The organism is Dactylosporangium sp. NPDC048998, from assembly GCF_043197855.1.
GTDB lineage: Bacteria > Actinomycetota > Actinomycetes > Mycobacteriales > Micromonosporaceae > Dactylosporangium.
Genome location: NZ_JBICTV010000003.1, coordinates 281,915 through 296,481 on the forward strand (window position 1 = coordinate 281,915; position 14,567 = coordinate 296,481).

General features: G+C 71.4%; 14 protein-coding genes, 3 tRNA genes and 2 pseudogenes. 13 read left to right on the plus strand and 6 right to left on the minus strand.

Annotation, left to right across the window (positions count from 1 at the left end):
- Positions 1–12: 12 nt before the first annotated feature.
- The 6 genes and pseudogenes from ACGFI8_RS08635 to ACGFI8_RS08660 form a co-directional block, all read right to left on the minus strand.
- Positions 13–1,509 (minus strand): NADH-quinone oxidoreductase subunit N, encoded by a 1,497-nt coding sequence (locus tag ACGFI8_RS08635; protein ID WP_392801912.1) that lies wholly within the window; start codon positions 1,507–1,509, stop codon positions 13–15.
- Complete coding sequence (locus ACGFI8_RS08640) at positions 1,506–3,020, minus strand: NuoM family protein (RefSeq protein ID WP_392801914.1); 1,515 nt, start codon at positions 3,018–3,020, stop codon at positions 1,506–1,508. The genes ACGFI8_RS08635 and ACGFI8_RS08640 overlap by 4 nt, the downstream gene beginning before the upstream one ends.
- On the minus strand, positions 3,017–4,864 hold the full coding sequence (locus ACGFI8_RS08645) for an NADH-quinone oxidoreductase subunit L (RefSeq protein ID WP_392801917.1): 1,848 nt from the start codon (positions 4,862–4,864) through the stop codon (positions 3,017–3,019). Before ACGFI8_RS08645 ends, ACGFI8_RS08640 begins: the two co-directional genes overlap by 4 nt.
- The gene (gene nuoK / locus ACGFI8_RS08650) at positions 4,861–5,328 is read right to left on the minus strand and encodes an NADH-quinone oxidoreductase subunit NuoK (RefSeq protein ID WP_392801919.1); all 468 of its coding nucleotides are present in this window, start codon (positions 5,326–5,328) and stop codon (positions 4,861–4,863) included. The genes ACGFI8_RS08645 and nuoK overlap by 4 nt, the downstream gene beginning before the upstream one ends.
- A complete protein-coding gene (locus tag ACGFI8_RS08655; RefSeq protein WP_392801922.1) occupies positions 5,328–5,849 on the minus strand; it encodes an NADH-quinone oxidoreductase subunit J in 522 nt (173 codons plus the stop codon). Before ACGFI8_RS08655 ends, nuoK begins: the two co-directional genes overlap by 1 nt.
- Positions 5,850–5,975: 126 nt before the next feature.
- Positions 5,976–6,488 (minus strand): annotated as a pseudogene (locus tag ACGFI8_RS08660) (NuoI/complex I 23 kDa subunit family protein); the annotation flags it as partial.
- Between the two features lie 83 nt (positions 6,489–6,571).
- Here ACGFI8_RS08660 and ACGFI8_RS08665 point away from each other — a divergent pair.
- From ACGFI8_RS08665 to rplA, 13 genes and pseudogenes are all read left to right on the plus strand, one after another.
- A complete protein-coding gene (locus ACGFI8_RS08665) occupies positions 6,572–6,994 on the plus strand; it encodes a hypothetical protein (protein WP_392801924.1) in 423 nt (140 codons plus the stop codon).
- A gap of 159 nt (positions 6,995–7,153) precedes the next feature.
- Positions 7,154–7,372, plus strand: a complete 219-nt coding sequence (locus ACGFI8_RS08670) for a hypothetical protein (protein ID WP_392801927.1) — start codon at positions 7,154–7,156, stop codon at positions 7,370–7,372.
- Positions 7,373–7,439: 67 nt separating this feature from the next.
- Positions 7,440–10,005: pseudogene (locus tag ACGFI8_RS08675) on the plus strand (putative bifunctional diguanylate cyclase/phosphodiesterase).
- A gap of 139 nt (positions 10,006–10,144) precedes the next feature.
- A tRNA-Thr gene (locus tag ACGFI8_RS08680) sits at positions 10,145–10,217 on the plus strand.
- Positions 10,218–10,249: 32 nt separating this feature from the next.
- Positions 10,250–10,322, plus strand: a tRNA-Met gene (locus tag ACGFI8_RS08685).
- 110 nt (positions 10,323–10,432) lie between these two features.
- Positions 10,433–10,600, plus strand: coding sequence for a 50S ribosomal protein L33 (rpmG, locus tag ACGFI8_RS08690; protein WP_033357682.1), 168 nt, complete (start codon positions 10,433–10,435; stop codon positions 10,598–10,600).
- 71 nt (positions 10,601–10,671) lie between these two features.
- The gene (locus ACGFI8_RS08695) at positions 10,672–11,118 is read left to right on the plus strand and encodes a MaoC family dehydratase N-terminal domain-containing protein (RefSeq protein WP_392801930.1); all 447 of its coding nucleotides are present in this window, start codon (positions 10,672–10,674) and stop codon (positions 11,116–11,118) included.
- Between the two features lies 1 nt (position 11,119).
- Positions 11,120–11,521, plus strand: a complete 402-nt coding sequence (locus tag ACGFI8_RS08700) for a MaoC family dehydratase (protein WP_392801933.1) — start codon at positions 11,120–11,122, stop codon at positions 11,519–11,521.
- 84 nt (positions 11,522–11,605) lie between these two features.
- Positions 11,606–11,678: transfer RNA gene (locus tag ACGFI8_RS08705), tRNA-Trp, on the plus strand.
- Between the two features lie 211 nt (positions 11,679–11,889).
- On the plus strand, positions 11,890–12,366 hold the full coding sequence (secE, locus tag ACGFI8_RS08710; protein ID WP_392801935.1) for a preprotein translocase subunit SecE: 477 nt from the start codon (positions 11,890–11,892) through the stop codon (positions 12,364–12,366).
- A 187-nt stretch (positions 12,367–12,553) separates the two neighbouring features.
- The gene (gene nusG / locus ACGFI8_RS08715; protein WP_392802870.1) at positions 12,554–13,186 is read left to right on the plus strand and encodes a transcription termination/antitermination protein NusG; all 633 of its coding nucleotides are present in this window, start codon (positions 12,554–12,556) and stop codon (positions 13,184–13,186) included.
- 102 nt (positions 13,187–13,288) lie between these two features.
- Complete coding sequence (rplK, locus tag ACGFI8_RS08720) at positions 13,289–13,720, plus strand: 50S ribosomal protein L11 (protein WP_392801938.1); 432 nt, start codon at positions 13,289–13,291, stop codon at positions 13,718–13,720.
- Between the two features lie 68 nt (positions 13,721–13,788).
- The gene (gene rplA, locus ACGFI8_RS08725) at positions 13,789–14,517 is read left to right on the plus strand and encodes a 50S ribosomal protein L1 (protein ID WP_392801941.1); all 729 of its coding nucleotides are present in this window, start codon (positions 13,789–13,791) and stop codon (positions 14,515–14,517) included.
- Positions 14,518–14,567: the final 50 nt, after the last annotated feature.

Genomic DNA, 14,567 nt, shown 5'->3' on the forward strand with positions numbered 1-14,567 from the left:
TAGCTGAAAGCTTTAGCCGAATGTCGCCGCCGCGCGCATGACCAATTCAGGCCCAAACCCGACAATTACCGCTATAACCGCCGCAACCGCCACGGCCGTGACAACCGGCCACGGCGCTCGCCCGCCACCCGATGGGGCGAATTCCCCCGGCATTTCACCCTCGTAGGCCTCGTCACGGGCTTCGGCGGGTGCGAAGAGGGTCGCGCCGACGCGCACGTAGTAGGCGAGTCCGATCACCGCGTTGATCGCCACGACCACGGCCAGCCAGGTGGCGTCGCCGCCCAGCAACGCCTGGACCACCGCCACCTTCGCGAACAGCCCGGCGAGCCCGGGCGGCAGCCCGGCGAGGCCGGCGAGCGCGAGCACCAGCACCCCGGCGGACCAGGGGGATCGCCGCGCGAGGCCGCGGTAGTCGGCGATCGCCCCGCCGTCGCCCGCGCCCCGCACCGCCACCAGCGCGCCGAACGCGGAGAACTCCAGCAGCACGTAGAAGAAGGCATATCCGATCGTGGCCGCGACCAGCAGCGGCGTCACGTCGTCGGCGGCGATCAGCGCGCCGAGCGGGGCCAACACGTATCCGGCCTGTGCCACCGACGACCAGGCCAGCAGCCGCACCATCCGCCGCTGCCGCAGCGCCACCAGGTTGCCGACGGTCATGCTCAGCACGGCCAGCGCCGCGAGCACCAGCCCAGACGTCGACAGCACCGGCCGCGCCGCCGACACCCCGACGAGCAGCAGCGCGACGACGCCGCCCAGCTTCGAGGAGGTCGACAGGTATGCGGCGACCGGCAGCGGCGCCCCGTCGTAGGTCGCCGGCGCCCAGGCGTGCGCTGGCACCGCGGCCACCTTGAACGCGAGCCCGGTCAGCAGCAGCACCACGCCGACCTCGAGCAGCGGCTTCGCGCCCGGCACGAGCGGCCCCGCGGCGATGTCGGCGAAGTGCACGCCCCCGGTCGCGGTGAACACCAGCGCCGCGCCGAGCAGCGCGACCGCGGTCGACGCCACGCTCACGACGAAGAACGTCACCGCCGCCGACGCGCCCTCGCGCGCCCCGCGCCGCAGCCCGACCAGCACGTACAGCGGCAGCGTCAGTGTCTCCAGCGCCACGATCAGCGTGATCAGGTCGCGCGCGCCGCCCAGCACCACGGCCCCGGTGAGCGAGGCGGCAAGCAGGAAGCAGTACTCGCCGACCGGGACCTCGCCCGTGCGCAGCAGTGGCACCGACAGCGCCAGCGCCCCGAGCGCCAGCCCCGCGAACACCCCGGCGACGATCGCCGCGGCCGGGTCGAGCACCAGCGAGCACCGGTCCGGCTCGAGGCACAGGGATGTGCGGTGGCCGCCGCCGACGCCGACCGCGATCGCGGCCGCCGCGGTCCCGGCCATGCCGAGCGCGGTCGCGACCACCACCGGCCCTCGCCGGCCGGGCGCGATCAGGTCCACGAGCAGCGCCAGCAGCGCCGTGCCCGCCGCGACGTACGCGGGAATCAGCGCCACATGATCGATCCTCATCGCCCGAACACCCCCGCGAGCGCCTCGATCGCCGCATTGGACCAGTGCAGCACCAGGGCCGGTGCGACGCCGACGGCCAGCGTCAGCGCGATCAGCGGCGACCAGGCGACCAGCTCGCCGGGGCCCAGCCGCGCGGCCGGCCCCAGCCCGGCGACCGCGGGTGCGGCCGGACCGTGGGTGACCCGCCGCAGCAGCCGCAGGAAGTAGGCGGCGGCGATCGCCGCGCCGACCGCGGCCAGCGCCCCGAGCGTCGTCCACAGCGGGCCGCCCCGCTCGAACGCGGCCAGCACCGCGAACGCCTCGCCCCAGAAGCCGGCCAGGACTGGCAGGCCCAGCGAGGCGATCGCCGCGTAGGCCAGCACGCCGCTGAGCGCGGGCGCGGTCTCCCGCAGCCCGCCGAGCCGGGCGAGGTCCCCGGTGTGCGCGCGGTCCTTGATCCCGCCGGCGACGAAGAACAGCAGCCCGGTGACGACCCCGTGGGCGATGTTGCCGATCAGCGCGGCCTGCATGCCCGTGGCGGTGAGGGTCGCCACGCCGAGCAGGACGAAGCCCATGTGCCCGACCGACGAGTACGCGATCAGCCGCTTGAGCTCGGTCTGCGCCAGGCAGATCAGGCCGCCGGCGATGATCGCCGCGGTGGCCAGCGCCCCGACCACGGGCGCGCTGCGCTCCGCGCCATCGGGTGCCACGCCCACCGCCACCCGCAGCAGACCGTACGTGCCCAGCTTCAGCAGCACGCCGGCCAGGATCACCGAGCCGACCGTCGGCGCCTCGGTGTGCGCGGCCGGCAGCCAGGTGTGCAGCGGCCAGAGCGGGCTCTTGACCGCGAAGGCGAGCGCCAGCAGTACGAAGGCCAGCAACTGCACGCCCGCGGACATCGGCCGGACGGCGGGGTCGCTCAGCGCCACGATGTCGCCCGTGCCCGACGCCGCCACCACCACGAACACGCCGACGAGCAGCAGCACGGAGCCGAAGAGCGTGTAGAGCACGAACTTGCGCGCGGCCCGCCGCCGGTCGGCGCCGCCCCACACGGCGATCACCGCATACATCGGCAGGAGCACGACCTCGAAGAACACGAAGAACAGCACGAGGTCGAGGGCGAGGAACACCCCGGTGATGCCGGCCTGGAGCACCAGCAGCAGGGACACGAGCAGGCGCCCCCGCCCCGGCTCCGGCACCCGCCACAGGCAGTAGGCGCAGCACAGCAGGGTGAGCAGCGCGGTCAGCGCGACCAGCGGATAGGAGATGCCATCGACGCCGATGTGGAAGCGCAGGCTCAGCGCAGGCGCCCAGGGCACGTCGATCTCGGCGAACGGCTCGATCCGCCGCTGCCCCGTCCCCGGGGTGCCCGACAGCCCGAGCGCGACCACGACGCCGGCCGTGGCCGCGGCGAACACGGTGCCGCCGATCCGCCCCGCCCGGTCCAGCCGCGCCGGCAGCCCGGCGGCCAGCAGGGCGCCGATCGCCGGCAACAGCAGGGTCGCCAGCAGCAGGGTCTGCCCGGAGGTCATCGCGCCACCCCCAGGACGACCGCGATCACGACGGCGAGGACGACCGCCCCGCCGAGCACCGCCGTCGCGGCCCGCGGCAGCGCGGCGGTGTGCGCCCGCGCCAGCAGCCCGCCGAGCCCCCCGGCGCCCGCGCCGACCCCCTCGACCGCCCCGTCGACCAGCCGCTCGTCGGCCTGCCGAGCGAGCCCGGCCAGCGCCACAACGGGCCGCGTGACGAGCGCGTCCTGCACGGCGTCGAGATAGAAGGCGTTGGCCAGCAGCCGGCCCGCGCCGGTGTCCGGCGCCACCAGGTCGCCCCGCGACGTGCGGCGCCAGGCCACCCAGCCGCCGGCCAGCAGCAGCACCAGGGCCGCCGCCGTCGTCCAGCCCACCGCCGCGAGCCGCTCGGCGGAGCCGAGCCGCGCGCCGAAGCCCGGCACCAGCCCGGCCAGGCCGAGCAGCGCGGACGGCACCGCCAGGACCAGCAGCGGCCCCCGCATCGCCCAGCCCGGCTCGTGACCGGTCCGGGCCGCCTCGCCGCGCGGCTCGCCGAGGAAGGTGCGCCGCCACAGCCGCACGACGTATGCCGCGGTCACCGCCACCGTCGCCCCGGCCGAGCACAGCACGATCAGGGCGACGCCCCTCGGCACCGGCCCCGACCCGGCGGCGGCCTCGAGGATCGCGTCTTTGCTCCAGAAGCCGGCCAGCGGCGGTACCCCGGCCAGCGCGCCCAGCCCGACGGTCATGGTCCAGAACGTCACCGGCATGCGCTCCCGCAGCCCGCCCATCGCCGACATCCGGTTGCTGCCGACGGCGTGGATCACCGATCCTGCCGCGAGGAACAGCAGCGCCTTGAAGGCGGCGTGCGTGAGCAGGTGGAACAGCGCCGCGGCGGGCGCGCCCACGGCCAGGGCGCCGGTCATGTATCCGAGCTGGCTCACCGTCGACCAGGCCAGCACCCGCTTGATGTCGTCCTGCCCGAGCGCGCTGAGGGCGCCGAGCAGCATGGTCACCGAGGCCATCACGGCGAGCACGACCAGCGCCGCGGGTGAGCGCTCGAACAGCGGATACAGCCGGGCCACCACGTAAACACCGGCCGCCACCATCGTCGCGGCGTGGATCAGGGCCGAGATCGGCGTCGGGCCGGCCATCGCGTCGGGCAGCCAGGTGTGCAGCGGGAACTGCGCGCTCTTGCCCGCCACCCCGGCCAGCAGCAGCACGCACGCCGCGGTCACCGTGCCGGCGGACAGCGCCCCGGAGCCGGCCGCCGCGAACACGTCGGCGATGCGGAAGCTGTGCGCGTGCAGGCCGAGCAGCACGATGCCGAGCAGGAAGCCGACGTCGCCCACCCGGGTGACCAGGAACGCCTTCACCGCCGCCCCCGGCGCCTCCGGCAGCCGCCGGTCGTGGCCGATCAGCAGGTACGAGCAGATGCCCATGACCTCCCAGCCCACCAGCAGCGCGATCAGGTCCCCGGACACGACCACCAGCAACATCGCCCCGGTGAACAGGCTCACCTGCGCGGCATAGGGCGCATACCGCTCGTCGTCGTGCAGATAGGCCACCGAGTAGACCTGGACGCAGAGCGCCACCACGCCGACCGCGACGGCGACCAGCCCGGCCGGCCCGTCGAGCCAGGTGCCGAACGTGACCGGGAACCGGCCGAACTCCGCGACGGTGACCCCGGCGTCCGCCCCGCGCGCCCCGCGCAGCGCGACGGCGATCGCGCACGCGAGCGCGACGGCCGCCCCGCCGATCCCGAGCAGGGCAGCAAGGCCCCGCATCCGGTACGGCACCAGCAGCCCCGCCAGCCCGAGCCCCAATGGCACGGCCGGCAGCGCCGCGCCCAGCGGATCGACGCTCACCCGGCCACCCCCGCCTCGTCCGACTCGGCCGATCTGTCCGAAGCCACGGACCCGCCCGGAACGTCGGGATCATCGGGTTTGTCCGGGCCGTCGGGTCCGTCCGATCCGGTGGGCCCGCCGGTCGAGCCGGCGCTGGGGCCGCCACCGGCATCGGGCGGCGCGTCGGCCAGCGGCAGGTCGTCGACGCCGACGGTGCGGCGCAGCCGGTACAGCTGCAGGATCAGCGCCAGCCCGACGCCGATCTCGGCCGCGGCCAGCACGATTACGAACAGCGCGAACGACTGCCCGGCCCGCGGCACCGCGGCCCGGATCGAGGCATCGGCGGTCACGAAGATCAGGTTGACCGCGTTGAGCATCAGCTCGACGGCCATGAGCAGCAGCACGGCGTTGCGGCGCACGAGGACGCCGTAGACCCCGATGCCGAACAGCAGGGCCGCGATGGTGAACGGCAGCGCCGGATGCATCAGCCTCGCCTCCGCCCCGCCGCCCGGGCGCCGATATCGGGCCGGGACACCACGATCGCGCCGATCAGCGCCGCCAGCAGCAGCACCGAGACCAGCTCGAACGGCAGCACCCAGGTGCGGAACAGCGCCTCGCCGAGTCGCTGCGCGGTGCCCGGCTCGGGCATCTCGACCCGCGTCCAGCGGAAGGCGTCGATGAGCAGCGCCGCCAGCCCCGCCCCGGCCCCGGCGCCGACCAGGGCGCCCGGCCAGCGGACCCGGTCCAGATCGGCGCTGGCGCCGATCGGCGCGCGGGTCAGCATGACGGCGAAGAGCAGGAGCACCACGACGGCGCCGACGTAGACGAGCACCTGGACCCAGGCGACGAGCTCGGCGGTGAGCACCAGAAAGAGCCCGGCGATCGCGCCCAGGGCGACGACGAGCCACAGCCCGGCCCGCACGACGTGCCGGGTGGTCACGACCAGCAGGCCGGCCCCCAGCGCCACCGCGCCGAGCGCCGCCGTGAGCACATCGGCCACGGTCATCGCTGCGCCACCCTCATGGCGGACATCCTGCCACCCGGGTACGACACGAATCGACCACCAGGCCGCAGACCGCTCGGGAAAGTTGCGCACGGTCCGCAGGCCGCTACGCGGCGTGCGCGAGCGTCAGTCAGCATCCCGCGCGGCGCGCTTCGCCGCGGCCGTCTGCTCCTTCGCCGGCTCGCCGCGCGGATCGTGGGCGGGCGGCGCGGGCACGGTCGGGACCCACTCCTCGAGCCGCTCCTTCTCATGGAGCAGGTCGCGGATGTCGTGCTCGGCGTACTCGAACTCGGGCGACCAGTGCAGCGCGTCGAACGGGCAGACCTCGACGCAGATCCCGCAGTACATGCAGAGGGAGAAGTCGATCGCGAATCGGTCCAGGACGTTGCGCTGGCGCGCCCGGGCCGCGCCGGGGACCAGCACCTCCTCCTTGTGGGAGTCGATGTAGATGCACCAGTCGGGGCACTCCCGCGCGCACAGCATGCACACGGTGCAGTTCTCCTCGAGCAGCGCGATCACGCCGCGCGAGCGCGGCGGCAGGTCCGGCTCGACGTCCGGGTATTGCTGGGTGTGCGCCCGCTTGGTCATCGTGCCCAGCGTGACGGCCAGCCCCTTGGCGAGACCCTTGCCCGGAAACTCCACCTTCGGAACCTAACACCGCAGCAGGGGCTGCTGCGGATCTCGAAGGGCCGAAAATTGTCGTACACCCGTTCTAAGATGTACCCATGAACGAGCGACGGTGGTGGAACGGGTGCTGGTCGCGGCTGACGCGCCGTGACGTCTACGTACGCAACGCGGTCGACGGCCGCTGGCAGGTCGAGCTCCGCCGCGGCGGCCCCGACGGGCGCGCACGGAGCCGAACGTTCGGATCTGAGCTGGAGGCCGTCGAGTGGATCGAGTCGGCGGTGATCGCCGTCGAGCCCAACTGGCGGGAGGTGACCGCCGCCAAGCCCCACCGCCGGAAGGGGGTCGCCGCCGGGCATGACCGGCGGCAGGTGACCGCTGCCGGGCACGAGCCGCGGGGGGTGGTCGCCGAGCCCGACCGGCGGGAGGTGGTCGCTGCCGAGTCCGACCGGCGGGAGATGCCGAGCCGGATCGACTCATGGCGGCGCCGAAGCGTTGCACGGAAGCTCCGGCGAGTGAGCTGATATAGCCGGTCCGACCACACCGAAATCGGCCGAAAGGTCGATTCTTCCGTGCGACCGAGTCATCTTGGGCTGCGCTCTGTTGGTTCCCGCGTGGGTTATGGCACGATCGTGGGTAACCAATCCGGACCAGGTGTCACTACGACCGCATGGGAGCGAGATATGCGTGACAGGACGCTCGGCCGGTGGATCGTTCGATTGGCGGTCACGATCGGCGCGGGGACCGTGGCGCTCGGCTTATCGGGTGCGGCGGCACATGCGAACGTGGTCTCCCAGAGCCGTTTCGTCGCCGTGCCGATTTCGCTCGGTGTGACCAAGGCGCCCTCGATCACGCCGGTTACGGAGCGCGTCTTCGTCAAAGAAGACTACGGCTGGGAGTAGCCGGCCCGGCGCGTCCGATGTGGCGGGCGGCTGACCCGGACCACGGTCTCGTGCGATTGGGGAGCAGTTGCCCGCACCGAAGACGCCGATCAGCAGGCCTGATGCGCACGCGTGGCTGATCACTGGCCCGCTGTTCATGCTGGCGCTGCTCCTCTCGCTGCCGGTGCTGCTGTCCGGCCGCGTGGCGCCCCTGGACCACCACATCGGATACGCGCCGGCGCTGCTGGTGCTGGCGATTCTGGCCGCACACATGCGGCTCCGCTTCGACGTCCGCCGGCAGGCGCTGGCAGTCGGCATGAGCGACGTGCCGCTGCTACTGGCGCTGTTCTATCTGTCGCCGCTGCTGGTCATCGCCGTGCGGGTGATCGCGGACCTGACCTGGAACGGCTTCACGCTCCGGCTGGGTCCGCACAAGGCCGCATTCAACGCCGCCAACCAGGCAGCCGCGGTCTCGGCGGCCAACCTCGTGGTCTTCCTGTTCGGCCTGGGCCCCGAGGTTGATCCGCGCACGTGGCTCGTGCTCGGGCTGGCGATCGTGACCAGCAACTTCTTCAACCTCGCGTCGGTCGGCGGCGTGATGGCGCTGCTGCACGGTGCGAAGCACGTGCCGCAGTTCCTGCGCACCGCGGTGCCCGGCCACGTGGTCATGGGCGTCAACATCGTGCTCGGCCTGGTCATGCTGCTGACGCTGCACGCCAGCCCGTGGTCGAGCATCCTGCTCATCCTGCTCGCGGTCGTGCTGATCATCGGCAACCGGGCCTACGCCCAGTTCCTGCGCCAGCACAAGAGCCTCACCGAGATGTACGCCCTGACCCGGGACATCGCCAGCACCAACCACGACGGCACGCTGCCGGACGTGCTGCTCGGCCGGGTGCGCGCGCTGCTCGTCGCCGACTCGGCGACCCTGTGGCTGCCCAGCCAGGGCCGATACGACGAGCTGCTGCTCTCGGCCCGCTTCGACTACCCGGGGCTGCTGGACGTCGCGCCGACCCCCGACCTCTTCCGCGACCTGGCGATGCGCTCCGGGCGCACGGTGGCCGTCGGGCCGAAGACCGGCGACCCAGAGCTGCGCTCGAAGCTGCAGGAGGCCCGCGTCAAGGACATCATCGTGGTCCCGCTGCGCTCTGGCGGTGTCACCGTCGGCACCCTGGAGGTGGCCGGCCGGCTCGGCGATCGGAGCGCCTTCGGCGCCGACGACGTCCAGCTGATCGAGGCCCTCGCCGCCCACACCGGCGTCGCCGTGGAGAACAGCCGGCTCGTCGACCGGCTGCAGTACGACGCCAACCACGACGCCCTCACCGGGCTGGCCAACCGACGGCGGATGCTCGAGGCGCTGGGCGAGGCGATGAGCGGCCGCGGGCAGCGCGAGGTCGTGGCGGTGCTGCTCTTCGACGTCGTGGCGCTGCGCCAGGTCAACGACTCGCTCGGGTATACGGCCGGCGACAAGGTCTTGGTCGAGGTGGCCCGGCGGCTGCAGAGCCTCGCCCCGCAGGGTGCCCTGGTGGCGCGGGTCGGCGACGACGAGTTCGCGATCGAGCTGCGCACCGCCGGCGTCGAGGCGGCCGTCGCGGTCGCCGGGACGCTGCGCAACGGGCTCAGCGACCCGATGGTGATCGAGCCGCTCACCGTCGACGTCGACGCCAACGTCGGGGTGTCGATCTACCCGGAGCACGGCGCCGACGCCGAGGTGCTGCTGCAGCGCGCGCACGTGGCCACGCACGTGGCCAAGTCGCGGGGTGTCGTGCAGGTGTTCAACGCCGGGCTGCAGTCGCGGGCGGTGCGGCGCGTGGGGCTCGCGGCCGACCTGCGGACCGCTGGGGCTCGCGGCCGACCTGCGGACCGCGCTCACCAACGGCGAGCTCGAGGTGTACTTCCAGCCCAAGGTCGCGCTCACCGACCGGCGGCTGGTCGGGGTCGAGTGCCTCGCACGGTGGGAGCACCCCGTGCACGGCCAGGTCGCCCCGCCCGACTTCGTCGCCGTGGCGGAGCACACCGGCCAGCTGGCCCGGCTCAACGGCGTGGTCCTGCGCGAGGGCATCCGGCGGGCCCGGGAGTGGGCCGACGCCGGGCGGCCGCTCGCCGTCGCGGTCAACCTGTCCGCCCGGACCCTCGGCGACGCGGACCTGCCGCTGCAGATCTCCGAGCTGCTCGACGGGCACGGCGTGCCGGCCGACCGGCTGATCCTGGAGATCTCCGAGGACGAGGGGCTGCTGGCCGGCGGGCGCGCGCTGCCGACGCTGGACCGGCTCCGCGACCTCGGCGTCCGGCTCTCGGTCGACGACTTCGGCGTCGGGCGCTCGGCGTTCGCCGACCTCAGCAGGCTGCCGGTGCAGGAAGTCAAGATCGATCGGATGTTCGTGCAGGGCATGGCGACGTCGCCGGGCGACCTCGAGATCGTGCGCACGATCGTGGACATGGCGCGCAACTTCGGGCTCGACGTCGTCGCCGAGGGCGTGGAAAGTGAACTCACCCTCGGCCTGCTCGAGGACATGCGCTGCGACATGGGGCAGGGCTTCCTGTTCAGCCGGCCGCTGCCGTACGAGCGCTTCGAGTCCTGGCTGCAGGTCCAGACGGCCGCCGACCCGGCCGAGGCCCCGGCGGGCGAGGTCCGCTGGCTGCGGGCCGTCCCGTAGCCCGACGGGCGCCGATCGGGACGCAGCGCCCAAAACGCGCCGTGAGCTGGGAAAAGACGGAAAGTGGGTAAGTCGATTTCGTGCCCGGCCGGGGGCCGTGTACGCTTAGCGAGCGCGTGTGCGGGAACGTATGCGATGCGCCCCCTTAGCTCAGTCGGCAGAGCGTCTCCATGGTAAGGAGAAGGTCTACGGTTCGATTCCGTAAGGGGGCTCGAGACCGGGCTTGAGACATCGAGTCCGCCGCGGCGGTGTAGCTCAGATGGCAGAGCAAGCGGCTCATAATCGCTGTGTCGCCGGTTCAAGTCCGGCCACCGCTACAGAACGCACCATAGGACGCCCGATTGGGCGTCCGTCTGTGTGAGCCGCTATGCTGGTTCGCTGGATCTGATCCGCCCCACGAGAACGCTCTGAAGGAAGGCACTTCGCCATGGCCAAGGCGACCGACGTTCGTCCGAAGATTACGCTGGCGTGCACGGAGTGCAAAGAGCGCAACTACATCACGAAGAAGAACCGGCGCAACGACCCGGACCGCATCGAGCTGAAGAAGTTCTGCCCGCGCGACGGCAAGCACACCGTCCACCGCGAGACCCGGTAGTCGTCCCAAAAACAACCCGATGCCCCGGCCTGAGGCCGGGGCATCGGCGCGTTACGGGTAAGTTCCATCCCATGCCGCTGGATCAGTCGTTCATGGGCCGGGTGTACCCGCCGACCCCGCCCTACGAGGTGGGCAGGGAGAAGATCCGCGAGTTCGCCGACGCGGTCTGCGCCACCGACCCCGTGCACCGCGACCTCGCCGAGGCCCGGGCCAAGGGCTACAGCGACGTGATCGCGCCGCCCACGTTCGCGATCATCCTGAGCCAGAACGCCGGCCAGCAGCTCGTCGACGACCCCACCTTCGGGATGGACTACAGCCGGGTGGTGCACGGCGGCCAGACGTTCCGCTACGAGCGCCCGATCGTCGCCGGCGACCACCTGGTCACGGTCATGACGGTCGAGGAGATCAGCAGCCGGGCCGGCCACGCCTTCCTGACCACCCGGCACGAGGTGGCCACGGTCGAGGGCGAGCCCGTCGTGACGATCTGGACCCGGCTCGTGATCCGTGGGGAGGGCTGAGATGCAGCCAGGCACCGAGTTCCCGGCCCAGACGTTCCGGGTCACCCGCGCCGATCTGGTGCGCTACGCGGGCGCATCCGGCGACTTCAACCCGATCCACTGGAGCGACCGGCAGGCCACCGCCGTCGGCCTGCCCGGCGTCATCGCCCACGGCATGCTCACCATGGGCCTGGCCGGCCAGGCCGTCGCCTGCTGGGTGGGCGGCACCGCCTCGATCGTGGAATTTTCCACCCGCTTCGCCAACCCGGTCGTGGTGCCCGACGACGAGAAGGGCACCGAGATCGTGGTGAGCGGCGTGGTGAAGAAGGTCCTTGACGACGGCCTCGTGCAGATCGACGTGACGGCGACCTGCCAGGGCGAGAAGGTCCTGGGGGCCGCGAAGGCACTGGTCCGCAACCAGTAGGAGGGGGGTGGTTGGGATATCCCGGCCTCAACCCGTACACTGGTCCGCCGTGGGGTGAGCAACTGAACGTTGCCCTCTTCACAAAGGGGTGTGGCGCAATTGGTAGCGCAGCGGTCTCCAAAACCGCAGGTTGCAGGTTCGAGTCCTGTCGCCCCTGCGCCGAAGGCCTGACCTGGGTCTGGTGGTCCCGATCGATGAGGTCGGGACGTCGACCGCAGCGGTCACGGTTGGTCCGACCGCGTGCCGCCGGCTCCCGCCGGCGGCCCGACGATCGGACATGAACCGGTGGTCGACGGGTCGCGAGGCCCGGGGTCTTGCTGCCGGCCGACACGGACCGAGCACTCGCGAGATCACGGAAGAGGGCGAAAGTGGCCGAACGCAGGCGACGCGGGACCAATCCCGCCGACGATCGCCGTGAAGAGGAGCTCAGCGCCGAGGACGCCGCCATCGAGGAAGAGTTCGCCGACGAGCTGGACAGCCTCGACACCGCGGACGACGTCGACGATGCCGTCGTCGAGGACGACCTCGACGACGCCGGCGAGACCGCGAGCAAGAACGGCCGCGCCAAGGACACCAAGGTCAAGGACCTGAAGACCAAGGACGGCAAGAAGACCAAGGTCAAAGAGGGCAGCTCGAACAACATCTTCGTGCGGCTTATCAACTTCATCCGCGAGGTCGTCGCCGAACTGCGTAAAGTTATCTGGCCGACCCGCAAGGAGCTGAGCACCTACACGCTCGTCGTGGTGGTGTTCGTGATCATCATGCTGGCGATCGTCGGTGGCCTCGACTTCGGCTTCGCGAAGCTTGTCCTCTGGACCTTCGGCAACGGCAACGTCGACCAGTAAGGGCCGGGGCGACCGCCCGCCGGTGAGGCGGGCGGCGACGCCGACCAGCGAGGCGACGGTGGGCCGGTAGGGCGACCGCCGGTCCGCACCGGGCGCCGGCGAAGACAGACAGACGGAAGTGAGCAGCGTGCAGGAATTCGACGAGACGCCCGGTGCCGACGACGAGCAGCACGAAGAAGCGTCGACGGTGATGACGGCCGCCACCCCGACGGTGGCGTCCGACGCCGAGGACCCCGTCGCCGAGCTGCGTGCCGCACTGCGCTTCGCGCCCGGTGACTGGTACGTGGTGCACTCCTACGCCGGCTACGAGAACAAGGTCAAGACCAATCTCGAGACCCGCATCACGAGCCTCGACATGGAAGAGTTCATCTACCAGGTCGAGGTCCCGACTCGTGAAGAGGTCGAGATCAAGAACGGCAAGCGCACCCAGGTGCAGAACAAGGTCTTCCCCGGCTACATCCTGGTCCGGATGGAGCTCACCCCGGAGTCGTATTCCTGCGTGCGTAACACGCCGGGCGTCACCGGGTTCGTCGGGGCGACCGACCGCGCCGACCGCCCGGCGCCGCTCTCCCTCGACGAGGTCCTCAAGTGGCTGGCGCCCGCCGTGCAGCAGGAGGGCAAGAAGGCCGGCAAGCCCGAGGTCAAGGTCCTCGACTTCGAGGTCGGCGACTCGGTCACCGTCACCGACGGCGCCTTCGCCTCGCTGCAGGCGACCATCAGCGAGATCAACGCCGACCAGCAGAAGCTCAAGGTGCTGGTCTCGATCTTCGGTCGCGAGACCCCGGTCGAGCTCAACTTCAACCAGGTCACGAAGATCTAATTCCGCTGCGGTACGCTAGAGCGTCCGGCCCGAGTTGCCGGGCGCTCATGCGTGCGTAAAAACAGCACGAACCGATTCCAGCCCAGGAAGACGAAAGCAGCCATGCCTCCGAAGAAGAAGCTCGTCAAGACCTTCACGCTTCAGTTGCCGGGCGGCCAGGCCACGCCGGCTCCGCCGGTCGGTCCCGCCCTTGGTCAGCACGGCGTGAACATCATGGAGTTCGTCAAGGCGTACAACGCCCAGACGGAGTCCATGCGCGGTGACATCATCCCGGCGCAGATCAGCGTCTACGAGGACCGCACCTTCACGTTCATCCTCAAGACCCCGCCCGCCGCCCGCCTGCTGCTCAAGGCCGCCGGCGTGCCCAAGGGCTCCGGCGTCCCGCAGCGGGACAAGGTCGGCTCGATCACCAAGGCCCAGCTGCGTGAGGTCGCCGAGAAGAAGATGGCCGACCTCAACGCGAACGACGTCGAGCAGGCCGAGAAGATCATCGCCGGCACCGCCCGCTCCATGGGCATCGTCGTCAAGGACTGAAGCACCGCCATCGAGTGGGAGGACGCCCGGACGGCGTCCGCACTGAGACCACAGGAGAACAGAGCGACATGTCGCAGCACGGCAAGAACTACCGCAAGGTCGTCGACCTTGTCGACCGCAACGCGCTGTACAGCCCCAAGGCCGCCGTCCGTCTCGCGAAGCAGACGTCGACCGTGAAGTTCGACCCCACCGTCGAGGTGGCCATGCGCCTGGGCGTCGACCCGCGCAAGGCCGACCAGATGGTCCGGGGCACGGTCAACCTGCCGCACGGCACCGGCAAGACCGCCCGCGTCATCGTCTTCGCGCAGGGCGCGAAGGCCGCCGAGGCCGAGGCCGCCGGTGCGGACGCGGTCGGCACCGACGAGCTCGTCGCCCGGATCCAGGAAGGCTGGCTGGACTTCGACGCGGCAATCGCCACGCCCGACCAGATGGCCAAGATCGGCCGGATCGCGCGGATCCTGGGCCCGCGCGGCCTGATGCCGAACCCGAAGACGGGCACGGTGACCATGGACGTCACCAAGGCGGTCAACGAGATCAAGGGTGGCAAGATCACCTACCGCGTCGACAAGCACTCGAACCTGCACCTGATCATCGGCAAGGCGAGCTTCTCCGAGGAGCAGCTGATCGAGAACTACGCCGCGGTGCTCGACGAGGTCAACCGGGCCAAGCCTTCGGCGGCCAAGGGCAAGTACCTCAAGAAGGTCTTCATCACCACCACCATGGGCCCGGGCATCCCGGTCGACCCGAACAAGACGCGCAACCTCCTCGAGGACGACAGCGTCACCGCCGCGGAGTAACACCGAACTCCCAGCAAAGCGGGATCACCCGGGACAGCGTGTCTGTGGCA